Source organism: Glycomyces sp. NPDC049804 (assembly GCF_040674615.1).
Lineage (GTDB): Bacteria > Actinomycetota > Actinomycetes > Mycobacteriales > Micromonosporaceae > Glycomyces > Glycomyces niveus.
On sequence record NZ_JBFAMQ010000008.1, the window covers coordinates 133,689 to 149,476 of the forward strand.

A 15,788-nucleotide genomic window follows, 5' to 3' on the forward strand; every position below is an offset into this window, starting at 1 on the left:
TCAGTCGGTCGCGGCGACCAACGCGTCGGCGAGGATCCGGTCGCCCAACGCGGCGCGCAGCGTGAGCATGCCCCCGGACAGCGAGGCGCTGTCGAGACCGGCCTGTGCGAGGACCCTGTGCGCGATGTTCGACCGCACCCCCGACTCGCACAGCACGCGGACCGGCCGCCCGGCCGCGGTCGCTCGTACCTCGTCGAGGCGTTCGCGCAGTTCGACATGCGGCACATGCATCGTCCCCGGCAGGTGGCCCGCGTCGTACTCGCCGCGGGTGCGCACATCCAGCACGAGCGCTTCGTCGGAGACGCGGTCGAGGTCGTCGGCGTGCCACAGCCGGAGGGTCCCGTCGAGCACGTTGGAGCCGATGAGGCCCGCCAGGTTGACCGGGTCCTTGGCCTGGCCGTAGGGCGGGGCGTAGGCGAGGTCGAGATCGATGAGGTCGGCCACGCCCATGCCGGCGCGCAGCGCCGTGGCGAGCACGTCGATCCGCTTGTCGACGCCTTCACTCCCGACCGCCTGAGCGCCCAGGAGCAGCCCGTCCCCCTCGCGGAAGTGCAGCAGCACATGCATGGTCGCGGCTCCCGGGAAGTAGGCGGCGTGGTGCTTCGGGTGCAGATGCAGCGTATGGAACGCGATCCCGGCGGCCCGCAGGCTCGCGCGGTTCGCGCCGGTGAGCGCCGCGGTCAGACTCCCGGCCCGCACGATCGCGGTGCCGACGGGCCGCGGCAGCGGACGGGCGGAGCCCGGTCTGAGGATGTCGTCGGCGACCAGGCGCCCGGCGCGGTTCGCCGGCCCCGCCAACGCGACCGGCCGGTGCGCGCCGGTGACCTGGTCGGTGCTGATCACCGCATCGCCCACGGCCCACACGCCGGGGACAGAGGTGCGGCCGTGGTCGTCGATGACGATCGCGCCGCGCTCGCAGGAGATGCCTCCGCGCTCGAAGACCTCGGTGTCGGGGCGCACCCCGACGGACAGGACGATGAGGTCGGCTTCGACGGCCGTGCCGTCGGTGAGGTCGACGAGGTCGTGCTCGGCGCCCGGTCGCACCCGTTCGGCGGCGACCCCGGTGCGCAGGTCGATCCCCAGGCGGCGGAGTTCGGCCGCTACCGGCTGCGCCATCTCGGTCTCCAACGGCGGCAGCGGATGTGGAGCGAATTCGACCAGGGTGACGTCGATGCCGCGCCCGGCCAGCGCCTCAGCGGTCTCGACGCCGATGAAACCCGCGCCGATGACCACGGCCTTCGCGGCCCCGAGGTCGGCCGAACGCCGCAGCGCGACCGCGTCCTCGACGGTCCGGAGCGTCCGGACCCGCTCGGAGTCCAGGCCCGGCACCGGTGGGACGACGGCCTGCGCGCCCGGTGAGAGTATCAAGGCGTCGTACCGGAGCGTTTCGGTCCCGGCATCGGTGCGCACCGTCAGCCGCTTCGAGACGGTGTCGAGCCCGATCACCTCGTGTCGGGTCCGCACATCCAGATTCAGCGCGGCGCGCAGCGACTCGGGGGTCTGCACCAGCAGCGCCGACTCGTCCTCGATCTCACCGCCGACGTGGTACGGGAGTCCGCAATTCGCGAACGAGACGTGCGCGCCCCGCTCGAGCACCACGATCTCGGCACGCTCATCGAGTCGCCGCGCCCTCGCGGCGGCACTCATCCCGCCGGCCACGCCGCCGACGACGACGATCCGCACCGGAGCGCTCGAAGCGGGGGTACTGGTCCTGCTGCTGTCCTCCATACCGCCAAGATACCCCCGGGGGTATTGAATTCGGCAGGGATCGCCGGGGAGATCTGGATCATGAAGAGCCGAGGCAAGCGCGCGAGTCGGAGTCGGCGGATCCGGAAACGACTCCGGCACGTCCACCTTCTTGACTGTTCGGTCAAGAACGGAGTAGATTCTTGACCGAACAGTCAAGGAGGAGAAGCCGTTGTGGCGCGAGAAACACGAGAACGAGTGCTCCGAACGGCGCGCGACCTCATCCACGGAGCATCGCTGGCAGAGGTGAGCATCGAGGACATCTGCACTGAGGCGGGAATTCACCGGGGCAGTCTCTACCACTTCTTCCCCTCGAAGGACACGCTCGGCCTCGCAGTCCTGGATGCGAACTGGGATCTGATGCGCGCCATGCTGGACGAGGCGTTCCAAGCGGCGGTCGAGCCTCTCGACCGCATCGACCGCTTCATCGACGGCTTCGGCCGGATGCTCGGCCTGATGCGCCAGAAGATGGGGACGACGCCAGGCTGCCCGCTCGGCGGCCTGACCGCGGAACTGTCGGCACAACCCGGCCCAAGCAGGGACCGGGCGCAAGCGGTACTGGAGGCGTGGGCCGGATACTTCTCCGAAGCCGTACACGAGGCCCAAGTGCGCGGACAGATCCCCCAGTCGATCGATCCGCATGCCGCGGCGCTGCGCATCCTGGCATACCTGCAGGGCATGGCGCTGCTCGCCAAGGTGTTCGACCGCCCAAACCAAGTCGTCTCGACCCGCGACACGGTCCGAGCCCTCATCACCGCCGCCTGAATCTCACGCCGAAGGCCCCGCCCTTCGCATACCCATCGAGTTGACTGAACGGTCAACTTTTACGAACTCACGAAAGCGACCAACCGATGATCGAACCGCCGGCACAGAGCGACCTCCCAGCCGCGACCGAGCCGGAGCGGGCCTACCGCTTCGAGCGATTCACCACCAAGCTCCTCCTCGACGACCTGCGTTTCAACGCCACCGCGCCCAAGGCCGGGGACCGGGTGCCCTCGTTCGATCTGCCGACGCTCGATCGAGGCAGGTTCCGGGACGATGCGCTCGGAGCCGCGCCGGTCCTCATGGTGTTCGGGTCCCGCACCTGCCCGGTTACCGAGAGCGCCGGCCCGGTGCTGCGAAACCTGCACCGCGAGTTCGCCGGAAGGATCCGCTTCGTCGTCGTCAACACACGTGAAGCCCATCCCGGTGAGGTGTTCCCCCAACCGCGATCCCTGTCGGAGAAATGGGAGCACGCCCTCGAGCTTCGCGCACACCACGGTTTCGATTTCGAGGTAGCGGTCGACGACATCGATGGACGGCTCCACCGCTCCATGTCGCCGAAACCCAATTCCGCCTACCTCCTCAGTCCCGATGGGACCATCCTCTACCGCGCGCACTGGGCCAACGATGAACGCGGCCTTCGCACTGCGCTCGCTCAAGCCGCATCCGGCCGACCGCTCCCCCAGGGCGCGAGCAAGGGCATGGCAGGGCCGCTGCTGCGGGCGGTCGGCCACCTGCCAGGCGTCATCGCGTTCGCCGGACGCACGGTCGAACGGGACGTCTGGCGCGCCGCCACCCCACTCGCGGTTCTGGCCCGCCTGTCGCAGCTGTTCGGGAAACTGCGCAACGACCACCGCGGCGCCGCCGCGGCCGCCCTACTCGCCGCCGCAGCCGCAGTCCCCATCGGCATCATCCTCATCCTCTGACCACCTCAGTCCCCTTTGAGAAGGTCGCACGCCTCGCAGGGCCGCTACTCCAAGAACGAATCTTGACACTGGTCAATCCGATGCCGTATCGCTCGGCCAGCACCGCGGCTGACGCACTCAGACCTCATAGGCGGCCAACGGCCAGGCTGACCCAGGCAGCGATCCGGCGATGACGGCGACGCCTACGCCGAGACCGACGGCGATGGCGATGGCGCCAATTGCGGTCTCGCGTTCCTCGCGGTCGGAGTGGCCTTGCTGCTCATCGGCATCGGGCTCGTCGTTCCACCGCGGGAGCCGCCACAGCCGCTCGACTTCGACGCCGAGCAAGGCGAGATGGTCCGAAAGTGGGATGGGATCTTCAAGTGTGAACGCCTCGACCGCGGCTGCCGCTTGGGCGCTCAGCGGTTCAAAGACGGAGGCGAGCGAAGGCGAGGGGTCTGCCTTTCCCCGACGCTAACAATGCATCAGGGTCCGTGGGTTCCCCGAATCATCCTGACCTCGCTGGCCCGATGGGCCATTGTGGGGTGCAACGAAATCCGTTCCGATTCGAGGAAGTCACCGCTGCCGGTCGCCAGGTCAGACGCTGGCGGTCATCACTCGTCACCTATGGACGGGGTCCCGACGGGGATGAGCATCTCCCAGTTGAACTTTCTGTTCCGCCCCTCCGGGCTCGCCGTTTGCGGCCGGGTGCGGCGGATCTCTCGGGTCATGGCCGGGAGGTACAGGATCCGGCCGAGCGCGAAGCACAGCTGCGAGAGTCCGCCCGGCAGCTCGGCCATCTCCGCTTCCCATTCAGCCGCATACCGTTCACTCGCCTGCAGGTCACCGAGCCGGGCCGCTGCCTCGCGAACGATTCGGTGAGCCAAGCGCGGCGCCCACTCGACGAGCAGGAGCAGCCCGACCGGGATGACGACGCCCGAGAGCACAAAAGCGAGAGCGGCGATCATATCGTCCCCCAGGCAGGTCCGGGCCGATCGGTGAGCTGCGCCAGCCCCGGGCGCAGCCGATGCGCCTGGCCGACGGACGCCGACCTGCGGGCGGCGAGCAGCTCCCTGGCCGCCACGGCATGGTCGGGGTCAAGCTCATAGAACCGGCGACGCGGCCCGCGCCGGTCACCCGACTCAGGCTCCCAATCGCTGGTGACCCACCCGCAACGCTCCAACCGCATCAGGATCGGGACGACACTGCCGCTAGGACGGTCGATCAGCTTCGCGATCCGCAACCCGTACAGCTCTCCGCTTCCAGACAGGAGTACTTCGAGGACGTCGAGCGTCGCGGCCGTGACCCGGAATGATGGCTGCTCCATCCCTCAACTCTAGCTAACTAGAGATAGACGGTGGGGTGCAGGCCGAGGCTGAGGGTCTACGGAGCTTGCATTGCAGTTCGAAGCGCACGCAGGCGAGCCCCTCCGGGGCGAATCATCCTTGCGCGAACCTAGGGACCGGTCGGGACAGTGCTTGGCCGGACCGCGTGTCGGTTCAGCGTCGGCGAGGGTAACCCGGCGGTGATTGGAGGATCGATCATGTCCACTGCGAAGGCGATGATGGAGACCTACCCGGGCGAGATCAACCTCGACCGGACCCGACTGGCGGCCGCGAACGACGCCTTGACCGCGTGTTCAGCGTCGTGCACGGCGTGCGCTGACGCGTGCCTGAGCGAGCCGATGGTCGCTGAGCTGGTCAAGTGCGTGCGGACTGACCTGGACGGCGCCGACGTGTGCGAGGCGGCGGCGCGCGTGCTGTCGCGGCACACCGGGTATGACGCGAACATCAGCCGAGCCCTCCTGGAAGCGTGCGCCGTCGCCTGCAAGGAGTGCGCGGACGAATGCGAGCGGCACGCGTCGATGCACGAGCACTGCCGGTTGTGCGCCGAGACCTGCCGGGAATGCGAGCGGGTCTGCCGCGACCTGCAGCTCGCCATGGCCTGAAGCACGGCCGGCCTGAAGGCCGAACGCCGCCGGTAGGTTGCGGTCGCAGTCGCTGCGTGAGGTCTGGGAGCGCGGGGTACTGCTTCTCCGTGATCGCCGTTCAGGTGTTGGGTCTCTCCTTGACCGTGCTCGTGGCCTGGGATGCGGCCGTCACCGTGCTCCACCCCGATCGGGAGGGCCTGCTCGCCACGCTCGTCCGGCGGGCGGTGTGGCGGGCGACGACCTTGCTCAATGCCAGGATCGGCGTCTTCGTGCTCGGGCTGGCGGGCCCGGCGATCGTGACCTGCACCTTCCTCGGCTGGATCCTGCTGGCCACCCTCGGTGTGGCGGTGACGGCGTGGCCGGTGCTGAGCAGCGACTTCGCAATCCAGACCGACCTCGGCGCACCGACATTCGCTGATGCCCTGTACTTCGCGGCGGGGACGATCACGGTGCTCGGCTACGGCGATGTCACCCCGGTGTCCACCTACGCCCAGCTGCTGTCGATCTTTGGAGCCGCGGTCGGGTTCACGATGTTCACCGGCATGGCGACCTACGTGATCGAGGTGGTCAGCGGCGTGGCAACGCGCAACCGGTTCACACTCGCCATCCACGACGAGACCCAGGACCCGGGCGGCGCCACGACGCTCGCCCGCGGTCTCGCCGAAGCGGGGATCGACGAAGTCCGCGAACGGTGCAGGAGCTGGGCGGAGCACCTGCGCGCGGTGGACGAGATGGCGCACCGCTACCCGCTGGTCGCCTTCACCTACCGCTCACGGCGCCCCGAGTACGACCCGGAGGCCGCGCTGCGGCACGTCGCCGAGACGACGGTGGCCGCTCTCGTCTCAGTGGCGTACGTGCCGGGCCTCCGAACCGCCGCCGAGGCTTTGGATTCGGCACTGACACGGCTGCAGATCACCATCGCCGAGACCTACCTCAGCACGGCCGTCGCCCGTAGCCTCGCCGACCCGGCGCCGACCGGACGGGACCGCGCCGCGGTCGCCGCCGTCGCCCGCACGCTCTCCAATGCGCTCACCACGCCCGTGCCTGCAGCCCTGAACCAGCGGGCGGGCGAAGCCGTGTGCCGGTCCCGGATGTTCCTGAACGGCCTGCACCAATGGTCACGTTCCGACCCGCCAGAACACGAATGGGGCGAGTGACGCTGGCCTTGTCTGCAGATCGCGACATCGTCGAGGCCCACGTCTCCGGCGGTAGGGTTGCGGTCCCCGCTGCGGCGTGTGGGTGGGCATGGCCGAGGGCGAGTTCATGCAGATCGGGGAGGTGCCCGACCGGACGGCAGCGCTCGAGCCCTCAGTGCGCTGAACTGACGTTCCCCGACAGCTCGCCGTGAAGTTCGGCGCTGGCCCGGTTGAGGCCGACGATCTCGACGCCTTTGCCCCGCTTGGCATACTTCTCGGTGATCGCGTCGAGTGCCGCGACGGTCGAGGCGTCCCACACGTGGGCGTCGGAAAGGTCGATGACGACCTTGTCGGGGTCGCCGTTGTAGTCGAAGAAGTGCACCAGGTCGTTGGACGAGGCGAAGAACAGCTGGCCGGTGACCGCGTAGACCGCATGGGTCCCATCGGGGTCGAGGACGCTGGTGACCTCTACGACGTGGGCGACCTTGCGGGCGAAGGCGACCATGGCGACGATGACGCCCGCGCCGACGCCGATGGCGAGGTTGTGCGTCGCGACGGTGGCCGCGACGGTCGCGACCATGACGATCGTTTCGCTGACGGGCATGCGCCGCAGCGTCTTGGGAGCGATGGAGTGCCAGTCGAAGGTCACCGCGGACACGAACACCATCACGGCGACGAGCGCGGCCATCGGGATCTGCGCGACCACGTCGCCGAGGACCACGATGAGGATGAGCAGGAAGAACCCGGCCGCGAAGGTCGACAGGCGCGTGCGCGCGCCGGACTTGACGTTGATCATGGTCTGGCCGATCATCGCGCACCCGGCCATGCCGCCGAAGAATCCAACCAGCACGTTGCCGATCCCTTGACCGGCGGATTCGCGGGTCTTGTTCGAGCTGGTGTCGGTGGCGTCGTCGACGACCTTCGCGGTCATGAGCGACTCCAGCAGCCCGACCGCGGCGAGCCCGACTGCGTACGGCGCGATCACTCCGAGCGTGTCGAGGTTGAACGGGACGTCCGGGAGTGCGAGGAACGGCAGTCCCGAGGGAAGGTCGCCCATGTCACCGACAGTCGGGACCGCGATCCCGAAGCCCACCGTCACCGCGGTGAGGGCGACGATCGCGACCAGCGGCGAGGGGACGGCTTTGAACACCAGCGGCAGGCCCCAGATGACGGCGAGTCCGGCGCCGACCAGACCCCACACCCACCAGTCCGTGCCCCAGAAATGCGGGATCTGGGCCATGAAGATGAGGATCGCGAGGGCGTTGATGAAGCCGGTGAGGACGCTGCGGGGGATGAAGCGCATCAGCTTCGCGACTCCGGCGAAGGCGAGCGCTACCTGGATCAGGCCCGCGAGGATCGTGGCGGCGATGAGGTGCCCGACGCCGTGGGAGGCCACGAGCGGGGCGGCTACGAGCGCCATCGCGCCGGTCGCGGCCGAGATCATGGCCGGGCGGCCGCCGAGGAACGCGATCGAGCAGGCCATGATGAACGAGGCGAACAACCCGACCCGGGGGTCGACGCCGGCGATGATCGAGAACGCGATCGCCTCGGGGATCAGCGCGAGCGCGACCAGTAGCCCGGCGAGCAGTTCGGTCCGCAGGAACGGCACGAGCGGTTTAGGCAGGGTCAAGCGGAGACGGCGGAGTACGGGCGGGAGGGCAGAGGGCATGCGGCACCGTTCGAGAGAGGCGTCGGACTCGCACCGAGGCGACGTTGGGACGGTGCCGGAAGACACTACCGATACTACGGAGGAGCAGAAGATCATCCGTGCATATCGAGTGTGGTGGTGCGGCGTCTAACAATGACGCCGCGGAAGAATGCGGTCCTCGCGAGTTGAGCCGAGGTTTCAGTTGCCCCGTCCAGTCCTTTCTCCCCGCGCGTTTACAGGTGTTGACGACTGAGAGGTTCAGTTGCCGATTCGACTCATCAGGGCGTCGACCAGGTTGGAGACCGCTTCGGGGCGTTCGTCTCCGGCGAGATGACCGGCGCCGTCGATGACCTCTAGTTCAACACCGAGCTTCGCGCGGACCGCTGGTCCGAGTCGATCCGGGGGAAGAAGCGGTCGTGGGCGCCGTTCGCCACGATCAAGGGTGAGCCGAGATGCCGCTGGAGTATCGCGTCGGGCAGTGGTGGGGGAGCGAGCGTGGACCGGCGTTGAAGTTCGTGCCGGGCACGAACAGGACGCGGAGCGGTCCGGTCCCGGCGAACGTCAGGTGCACCTTGGCGTCGGCGACTTCGATGGACCGGCTGCGGTGCGGCACTTCCCAGGCGTCGAGCCGGGAGCGGCACCATCGGGCGACGACCTCGCGGTCGGCAGCGGATCGGTAGAGGGTGCGCAAACGGGGCTCCGATCGTCAGGCAGCGGGCAACGTCGCCGACCAGACTTCCCGGCACTCCAGAGCCGACATTGCCGCAGCAGACCGACCCGACTGAGCACGCGTCGAAACGGCGATCCGGCAATCAATTTTCAATGATTATTGAAAATTTTGACGAGCGGCGGTACTGTCGAAGCTGTCGATCCCGTCGAGAGGAGACCACATGAGCGGCGAGCGCACCGGTCGCCACGACTACGCCGACGAGATCGGCCTGTACTTCGAGGGCTACGGCCTTCCCCGCATCCCCGGGCGCATCCTCGGTTGGCTCCTGGTATGCGAGCCGCCGCATCAGACGGCAGAAGAGCTCGCCGAGGCACTCGACATCAGCCGCGGCTCGGTGAGCATGGCGATGAAGATGCTCGCGGCCAACAAGGCCGTCGTGCGCCAAGCCGTCCCGGGCTCGCGTCGCACCCACTGGCGGCTGCGCCCCGGGTTCTGGCTCGACGAGGCCGCCGAGAAGGCCAAGCAGGCACGCGAATGGATCAAGCAGACCGAACGGGGACTCGAACTCCTCGCCGACGCGCCCCCTGAGTCCCGCGAGCGCCTCGAGGAGGCCCACGCGATGTACACCTTCCTCGCCGAGCAGTACGAACGCATCGAAACCCTCTGGCACGAACAGCGAAAGCAGTGACGGCAATGAGCCACGTCATCGACATCGAAGGCCTCACCTTCACCTACCCCAAGTCCCCCGAGCCCGCCGTGCGCGGCATCGACTTCACCGTCGACGCCGGCGAGGTCTTCGGCTTCCTCGGCCCCTCCGGCGCCGGCAAGTCCACGACGCAGAAGATCCTCACCGGACTCCTCACCGGCCACGGCGGCTCGGCCCGGGTCTGGGGCAAGGACCCCGCCGCCTGGGGAGCCGAGTACTACGAGCGCATCGGCGTCTCCTTCGAGTTGCCGAACCACTACCTCAAGCTCTCCGGCCTGGAAAACCTCCAGTTCTTCGCCTCGCTCTACCCCGGCCCCACCGAGGACCCCATGGCGCTGCTCGACCGGGTCGGGCTCGCCGACGCCGCCCACACCCGCGTCGCCAAGTACTCCAAGGGCATGCAGATGCGCCTGGTCTTCGTCCGCGCGCTGCTGCACCGCCCGCAGCTGCTGTTCCTCGACGAGCCGACCTCCGGCATGGACCCCGCCAACGCCCGCATCGTCAAAGACATCGTCGCCGAACTGCGCGCCGAAGGGCGCACCGTCTTCCTCACCACCCACGACATGACCACGGCCGACCAGCTGTGCGACCGGGTCGCGTTCGTCGTCGACGGCCGCATCGCCGCCATGGCCTCACCCACCGAGCACAAGCTGTCGCGCAGCAGGCGCCAGGTCACGGTCACCTACCGCGCCGACGGCTCGGACGAGCTGTCCACCAAGGACTTCCCGCTCGACGGGCTCGGCGAGGACGAGGCGTTCCGCTCGCTCCTGAGCGAGGCCGCCGTCGAGTCCGTCCACAGCCAGGAGGCCGACCTGGAGGACGTGTTCATCGACGTCACCGGAAGGAAGCTGACATGACCGGCGTCCTCGCACAAGCCCTCCGGCTCGAGGTGCGCCTGCAATGGCGGTACGGGTTCCTGTACGCGGCGGCGTTCTCGGCCCTGCTGTGGGAAGTCGTCGTCTACCTCATTCCCGGGCAGCTCAAGGCCGCCTCGATGACCTACATCGTCTTCGGCGACCTCGCGCTCGTCGGCTTCTTCTTCATCGCCGGTGCAGTGTTCTTCGAACGCGGCGAGCGCACGCTCTTCGCGCTGCTGGTCTCTCCCTTGCGCTTTCGCGAATACTTCACGGCGAAGCTCACCGCGCTCGCCGCGCTGAGCCTGCTCTTGTCGCTGGTCATCGCGTTCTCGGGTGTCGGCCTGGACTTCGAGCCGCTCTCGTTCACCGTCGGAGCCGTGCTGTGCGCACTCTTGTTCCTGACGTGCAGCTTCATCTCCGCGACGCCGTTCACCTCGATCAGCGAGTGGATCATCCCGTCCACACTGGTGCTCGCAGTCCTCAACGTCCCCCTCGTGAACTATTCGGGGCTGTGGGAGCACCCGGTCACGTACCTCGTCCCGACCCAGGGGGTGCTGCTGCTCATGGGCCACTCCTTCGGGCAGGTCGACCTGGCGGTGTGGCAATGGGTCTACGCCCTGGCCTACCCGGTCGCCGCGCTCGCCGTCCTCGGCCTGGTCTCCCGCAAGATGTTCGACCGGCACATCGCCGCCAGCGAAGGAGGCGAATGACATGCCCGGCACCACCGCGGCCTTCGCCCGCAACGACCTGCGCAACATCCGCCGCGACAGCCTGCTCGCCGGAATCGTCTTCGGCCCGTTCATCTACGCGGCCACGATGTGGCTACTGCCCGCGTTCACCCGCTACCTCGACCACGACCACGCCTTCGACCTCGTCCCGTACCACCCGCTCATCCTCAGCGCCTTCATCATCGTCGGGCCGATCGCCGTTCTCGGCGCCGTCTGCGGGATGCTGCTGATGGACGACAAGGACCAGCGGACCCTCGCGGCGCTGCGGGTGACGCCCGCGCCGCCGATGGGCTACCCGCTCTACCGGGCGGCGACCACCGTGGCCGCCACCGCGGTCTCCCTCATCGCCGCCATGGCACTGACCGGTCAGGTCCCCGCCGAGGTCGTCGCCGCGTCCGTGCCGATCACGGTCCTGTGCGGGCTCAACGCCGCGATGGTCGGCTTCGGCCTGGCCGCCCTGGCCCGCAACAAGGTCGAAGGGCTCGCCATCGTCCGCGCCATCGGCATGCTGCTGTTCGGCCTCCCCATGGTGCCGTTCTTCTTCGAGCATCCGGCGATGCTCGGTTTCGGACTCATCCCGACCTACTGGCCCGCCAAGGCCTTCTGGGAAGTCTGGGACGGCGGCAACCCCTGGCCCTACCTCGCAGGCGGCACCGCCTACGCGGGAGCGGTCGGCTGGTGGCTGCTCAAACGCCTCGCCTCCCAGAAATCCTGAACCCGCGGCGGGCGGGCCCACTTCCAGCCCGCCCGCCGCCATCACTCGACCCAGGCCCGGGATCGTCGGGGACCGAGCACTCGTCGTGTTAGCCGCTACGCTGTGGAGATGACAACCTAGATTCGTACTCCACGTTCCCAATAGAACGGTCGCCAAAACGCCAAATTATTGATCGTGAGACCGATTGCGAATAATACAAATGAGCGATTCTTTGGGCCTCCACAGTTGATCAATCGGCGGCTCGGCGACGGCACAACAAACCGATAAAGCAACGGTTTCGCAGCCCACACCTTTTTGAAGCAGCAGTTTCCTAAACCGTGCGTCGCAGGTTCGAATCCTGCCGGGGGCACTCTGGTAAATATGTGAATATTTCTACCTCTGTAAGAAGGTGGTGCTCAGTGGCGGTTCTTCCTCGCCCGGCGCTGTGCTGATTTCAGGGCTTCGAGCGTCGCGATCAGGGCGACGGCGATCCACAACGGGACTACCAGCGCGTATACCGGTGTCAGGATCTCCAGCCCGTCAAGGACCAGCGCCTGGCGAAGTGGCTCTACGAGTATGAAGGTGAGCGCCCAGGCGCCACCGACGAAGAGGGAGTACTCGGCGTGGTACTTCACGTAGTACTCGCGCCAGCGTCGGCGCACTTCCTCCTTGTACTCCGGATCGTTCTCCCAGGCGTTCTTGACGATGCCCTGCTTCCGCTTACCGACCTCTTCACCACTGTGCATGAGTCCGGCGAGTGCGTCCGGATCGGCCGCGGAGCCCGGCTGGATCGTCGGCGTCTCGATGCCGTCGAACCAACCGCGCTCCGCGGCGACTTCGAGCCGGAACTCCTCGGTGCGGATCGCAGGGAGGAGGTACCCGCGGGCCATGACGAGGAAGATCCCGCCCAGCCACGCGAGCACGGCGGTAATGCCGATCAGCACCGCCATCAGCTTGTGCCCATCCCTCAGCCGCCGTCCTGGACGGCGCCGGGTCCGCCGCCGAGGAGGCTCTTGAGCCCGGTCATCGGGTATCCGGTGAGGATGTTCCCGAGGTTGTTCCAGCTGTGGGCGTTGTTGAGCCAGGACGTCGGGAGGTTTCCTGAGCCGAACATGTCGTTCATGGTGTTGTAGAAGGTGTGCGTGTTGTCGAGTTGGTAGTTCGACCGGGGGCCGGCGGTGCCTGGTGTCGGCATCGCGTCGTCCCAGATTGATTTGGAGAGCGCGTCGAACTTCAGGTCCATGCCCTTCTGCAGCGAGGAGAAGTTCAGGTCGAACTTCTTCCCGGTGCCGAACCGGTCGAGCGCTCTGCCGATGTCGTCGATGATCTCGCCGACCTTGCCCATCCGCTGGCCGAGTTGTGACATGGCCTGGCCGAGCTTGGAGATGTGCTGGGAGATCTTCGCCATCACGCTCATCGCGTCGGCCACGAGGCCACCGATGAGCGCGGCGATGGAGCCGCCGAAGGTGAACCAGGAGGAGGCGAGCGCGGCGAGGGCGTACATGATCGCGCGAGATACGAAGTCGCAAATGAGTTCGAGCAGCAGGCCGCGGGTCACCGCGGTCCAGATGCCCATCACCATCATGTAGTTGCTCATGATGCTGGAGACGCAGCCGGAGGCCGAGATGGCGCTGCCAAAGTCGTCGATCAGCGCACGGTAGGCATCGGCGTCCTTGCCCTCCCACTCGGACAGGGAGTCCAGTTCGGTCACGAGGTCCTGCCCGGCCTGGTCGAGGGCCTGCGCGATGTTGCCCCAGGTGTCCTTGGTGGCGTTGATGGACGTGGGGTCGCCGGCGACCCACTCGAGGGGTTCGTTGAGGAACTCGAAGTGCTCGATGAGGAAGCCGACGCCCGCCATGATGCACTCTTTGAAGGGGTTGGCGACGAATGCGAGCATGTCGAGTGCGGCGACGGTGCCGTTGAGTGCGTATTCGAGCCCGGTGTCGGACTGCATGAGCGCTTGTGCGCTCCCGAGCGCGCGGGCGCCGGTGAACTGGCCCCAGGCGGGTGCGGATTCGTCGGGGTTGACGATGAGGTCGTTCATGATCCGCCCATCTCGCTGATGTACACGTTGAAGGTCTCGGCGACCGAGGAGTCGCAGTCCTGGTAGGCGTCGCAGGTGGCCTTGACTTGGACGGATGCTTCTTTGGCCGCGTCGCGGGCGTTGCCGATGACGAAGGTGGCGAGTTCGGCGAGGCCGTACGCCATCAGGGCGAACGGCTGGTTCACGATGCCGAAGTCCAGGGCGCTGCCGATGCCCTTCGCCTCGGCGGCGTTGTGCGCCTGGACGACCGGGCCGATCACCTTCGCGTCGATGTTGTCCACATGGGTCTCGAAGGCCTCGGGGTCGGGCACGTTGATGCGGTCGCCCACGGTGTCACCGCTCTTCTGGGTCGGCGGCGCGGGCCTGGCGGACGAGTTCACTGTCCTCGCCGAACACCGAAGCGAGCGCGCCGGTCGAGGCGCGGCCGGCGTTGAGCGCGGCTTCGGCGTACATCTCCTTGATGAGCGTCGCGAGCGACTGGGCCGACATCTTGCGCGACTCGGGGCTGAGCTGGAGATCGCGGAGGGCGCCTCCGACGCCCACGGTCACGGTGACTTCGCCCTCCGGAGAGACGGCGGTGGCTGAGGCCGCTTCGAGCGCCTCGTTCAGGTTGGCGCTCCGTTCAGCCATGGCCTGCATGCGAGCCTGAAAGTCCCGCATGTAGCCCTCAGGGTCTTCGAAAACGGACGGCATTGACGAACTCCTTTCGCGTGGGGTTGTTGCGGTGCTTCGTCGCTGCAGTTGGGGATCGGCCTCACGGCACCCTGTTCATGCTACCGACAAGTGACAAAGGAGCTGACCTCTTCGGTGTGGCGAATGCGTTTCGGTCTCTCCTGCTGGTACGTCTCGATCATGGGCAACATGAAGAAGAACCGGTCATCGTAGGGGTCGAGTGGCGCGAGCCGATTGACGTCCGCCTGTTCGCACAAGTCGTTCTCGATGTCGCCGCCAGACAGCTCGAGGAAGCACGCAAGGCCGAGACCCCCGAAGTCGGCGTTGCCGTCATCGAGCCGGAGCCGACCGACGGGCCTCACGGATCAGCTTCTTGACGCTGGTCAGGCCGATCCCGTATCGCTCGGCCAGCACTGGCTGGGCACTCCGGTCCGGAAGGCGTCCGGGGTCAGGCGCTGGTGCAACGAGCGCGGCCGGTGCGGCTCCTCGGCGGAGGCGGAACTGGACGCAAATTCGCCGATCGGAGCATCAAATCGCCGCTCCAACGCCTCACGCAGGGCGACGACCTGCGTCAACGTGTTCGAACAAGCGACCAAACGGGGCACTTTCCTCACTCGCAATCACCAGCCAGAACGGCCCCTGACCGGGGATTTCCCGGTCAAGGGCCGTTGTTGAATCGGCTGGATGAGTGTCCACAGCGGGCACATCGTCGACCGCCGAGCGCCCCGGTCAGCCGACCACGTGCGGGATCAGTGCCCCTCGGATCGCCGCGAACCGCTTCGTGGACGAGACGTGGACTCGGACGGAGTGCGGGCACGAATGCGCAGGTAGATATGGATCTCCCTCATACCTGCGAGCGGTGTGGGTTCGAATCCCACCCGGGACTGTCCAAGGAAAGGCCGCCACCGCCCAGGCTCGGCTGAGCCTGGGCGGTGGCGGCCTTCGCGTCCGTGTCTAGGACCGGACGGTGAACTTCAGCTTGTTGCTCTCCCCGGCGCCGTTGGACACCGAGATCTGACCGCCTCCGGCAGGGAGGCCGCGCGGGACACGCACCTTCACCTGGTTGTCCTCGCCGCGGTGGACGACCTCGCCGCGGCGCGAGTCCTGTCCGACCTGGAAGGTGACCTTGTCCACCGCCATCAGGTGGTTGCCCCTGATGGTGATGGTGTCGCCCTCCCGGCCGGACTCCGGCGACGCCTGCTCGATGCTCGGCGCCCGAGTGTCGAGGTCGCTGCGGTGGTCGCGGTCGCGGTCGAGTTCGGGCCGCTGCTGTGCCTGTGTCATCTCTTT

At 67.5% G+C, this 15,788-nt stretch carries 20 protein-coding genes; 8 read left to right on the plus strand and 12 right to left on the minus strand.

Going from position 1 to position 15,788, the window contains the following annotated elements; translation table 11 throughout:
• A complete protein-coding gene (locus AB0K52_RS15275) occupies window positions 1-1,728 on the minus strand; it encodes an FAD-dependent oxidoreductase (RefSeq protein WP_363531816.1) in 1,728 nt (575 codons plus the stop codon).
• A gap of 216 nt (window positions 1,729-1,944) precedes the next feature.
• Between AB0K52_RS15275 and AB0K52_RS15280 the strand changes: the two genes are divergently transcribed.
• Together AB0K52_RS15280 and AB0K52_RS15285 are read left to right on the plus strand one after the other, a co-directional pair.
• Entirely contained in the window at window positions 1,945-2,511 is a 567-nt protein-coding gene (locus tag AB0K52_RS15280) for a TetR/AcrR family transcriptional regulator (RefSeq protein ID WP_363531819.1), read from the plus strand.
• Window positions 2,512-2,597: 86 nt separating this feature from the next.
• Window positions 2,598-3,434, plus strand: coding sequence for an alkyl hydroperoxide reductase (locus AB0K52_RS15285; RefSeq protein ID WP_363531822.1), 837 nt, complete (start codon window positions 2,598-2,600; stop codon window positions 3,432-3,434).
• Window positions 3,435-3,551: 117 nt separating this feature from the next.
• Here the strand turns inward: AB0K52_RS15285 and AB0K52_RS15290 are convergent, their stop codons facing one another.
• The 3 genes from AB0K52_RS15290 to AB0K52_RS15300 form a co-directional block, all read right to left on the minus strand.
• Window positions 3,552-3,761, minus strand: coding sequence for a hypothetical protein (locus AB0K52_RS15290; RefSeq protein WP_363531825.1), 210 nt, complete (start codon window positions 3,759-3,761; stop codon window positions 3,552-3,554).
• A gap of 266 nt (window positions 3,762-4,027) precedes the next feature.
• A complete protein-coding gene (locus AB0K52_RS15295) occupies window positions 4,028-4,381 on the minus strand; it encodes a hypothetical protein (RefSeq protein ID WP_363531828.1) in 354 nt (117 codons plus the stop codon).
• Window positions 4,378-4,740, minus strand: coding sequence for a helix-turn-helix transcriptional regulator (locus AB0K52_RS15300; RefSeq protein ID WP_363531831.1), 363 nt, complete (start codon window positions 4,738-4,740; stop codon window positions 4,378-4,380). The genes AB0K52_RS15295 and AB0K52_RS15300 overlap by 4 nt, the downstream gene beginning before the upstream one ends.
• Window positions 4,741-4,956: 216 nt before the next feature.
• On the opposite strand from AB0K52_RS15300, the gene AB0K52_RS15305 reads away from it, so the two are divergent.
• Together AB0K52_RS15305 and AB0K52_RS15310 are read left to right on the plus strand one after the other, a co-directional pair.
• A complete protein-coding gene (locus AB0K52_RS15305; protein ID WP_363531834.1) occupies window positions 4,957-5,361 on the plus strand; it encodes a four-helix bundle copper-binding protein in 405 nt (134 codons plus the stop codon).
• A gap of 125 nt (window positions 5,362-5,486) precedes the next feature.
• Window positions 5,487-6,500: a potassium channel family protein gene (locus AB0K52_RS15310; RefSeq protein ID WP_363532101.1), complete on the plus strand. Its 1,014-nt coding sequence runs from the start codon at window positions 5,487-5,489 to the stop codon at window positions 6,498-6,500.
• A 151-nt stretch (window positions 6,501-6,651) separates the two neighbouring features.
• On the opposite strand, the gene AB0K52_RS15315 is transcribed toward AB0K52_RS15310, so the two are convergent.
• Window positions 6,652-8,148, minus strand: a complete 1,497-nt coding sequence (locus AB0K52_RS15315; protein WP_363531837.1) for a SulP family inorganic anion transporter — start codon at window positions 8,146-8,148, stop codon at window positions 6,652-6,654.
• A 415-nt stretch (window positions 8,149-8,563) separates the two neighbouring features.
• The gene (locus AB0K52_RS15320; RefSeq protein ID WP_363531840.1) at window positions 8,564-8,818 is read right to left on the minus strand and encodes a hypothetical protein; all 255 of its coding nucleotides are present in this window, start codon (window positions 8,816-8,818) and stop codon (window positions 8,564-8,566) included.
• A 199-nt stretch (window positions 8,819-9,017) separates the two neighbouring features.
• Here AB0K52_RS15320 and AB0K52_RS15325 point away from each other — a divergent pair, with 199 nt between their 5' ends.
• Genes AB0K52_RS15325 through AB0K52_RS15340 form a run of 4 tightly spaced genes read left to right on the plus strand, consistent with a single transcriptional unit; the run spans window position 9,018 to window position 11,803 of the window.
• Window positions 9,018-9,485, plus strand: a complete 468-nt coding sequence (locus tag AB0K52_RS15325) for a MarR family transcriptional regulator (protein WP_363531843.1) — start codon at window positions 9,018-9,020, stop codon at window positions 9,483-9,485.
• A 5-nt stretch (window positions 9,486-9,490) separates the two neighbouring features.
• Window positions 9,491-10,360, plus strand: coding sequence for an ABC transporter ATP-binding protein (locus tag AB0K52_RS15330; protein WP_363531846.1), 870 nt, complete (start codon window positions 9,491-9,493; stop codon window positions 10,358-10,360).
• Window positions 10,357-11,070, plus strand: a complete 714-nt coding sequence (locus tag AB0K52_RS15335) for a fluoroquinolone transporter permease (RefSeq protein ID WP_363531849.1) — start codon at window positions 10,357-10,359, stop codon at window positions 11,068-11,070. The genes AB0K52_RS15330 and AB0K52_RS15335 overlap by 4 nt, the downstream gene beginning before the upstream one ends.
• Window position 11,071: 1 nt before the next feature.
• The gene (locus AB0K52_RS15340; protein ID WP_363531852.1) at window positions 11,072-11,803 is read left to right on the plus strand and encodes an ABC transporter permease; all 732 of its coding nucleotides are present in this window, start codon (window positions 11,072-11,074) and stop codon (window positions 11,801-11,803) included.
• Window positions 11,804-12,198: 395 nt separating this feature from the next.
• On the opposite strand, the gene AB0K52_RS15345 is transcribed toward AB0K52_RS15340, so the two are convergent.
• The 6 genes from AB0K52_RS15345 to AB0K52_RS15370 all read right to left on the minus strand — a co-directional run bounded on the left by AB0K52_RS15345 (window position 12,199) and on the right by AB0K52_RS15370 (window position 15,782).
• Window positions 12,199-12,732, minus strand: a complete 534-nt coding sequence (locus AB0K52_RS15345; RefSeq protein WP_363531855.1) for a hypothetical protein — start codon at window positions 12,730-12,732, stop codon at window positions 12,199-12,201.
• Window positions 12,733-12,749: 17 nt separating this feature from the next.
• Entirely contained in the window at window positions 12,750-13,826 is a 1,077-nt protein-coding gene (locus AB0K52_RS15350) for a hypothetical protein (protein WP_363531858.1), read from the minus strand.
• Complete coding sequence (locus tag AB0K52_RS15355) at window positions 13,823-14,155, minus strand: hypothetical protein (RefSeq protein ID WP_363531860.1); 333 nt, start codon at window positions 14,153-14,155, stop codon at window positions 13,823-13,825. The genes AB0K52_RS15350 and AB0K52_RS15355 overlap by 4 nt, the downstream gene beginning before the upstream one ends.
• A gap of 4 nt (window positions 14,156-14,159) precedes the next feature.
• Entirely contained in the window at window positions 14,160-14,456 is a 297-nt protein-coding gene (locus AB0K52_RS15360) for a YbaB/EbfC family nucleoid-associated protein (protein WP_363531863.1), read from the minus strand.
• Between the two features lie 143 nt (window positions 14,457-14,599).
• A complete protein-coding gene (locus AB0K52_RS15365) occupies window positions 14,600-14,860 on the minus strand; it encodes a hypothetical protein (protein ID WP_363531865.1) in 261 nt (86 codons plus the stop codon).
• 592 nt (window positions 14,861-15,452) lie between these two features.
• Window positions 15,453-15,782, minus strand: coding sequence for an IPT/TIG domain-containing protein (locus AB0K52_RS15370; protein ID WP_363531868.1), 330 nt, complete (start codon window positions 15,780-15,782; stop codon window positions 15,453-15,455).
• Between the last annotated feature and the right edge of the window lie 6 nt (window positions 15,783-15,788).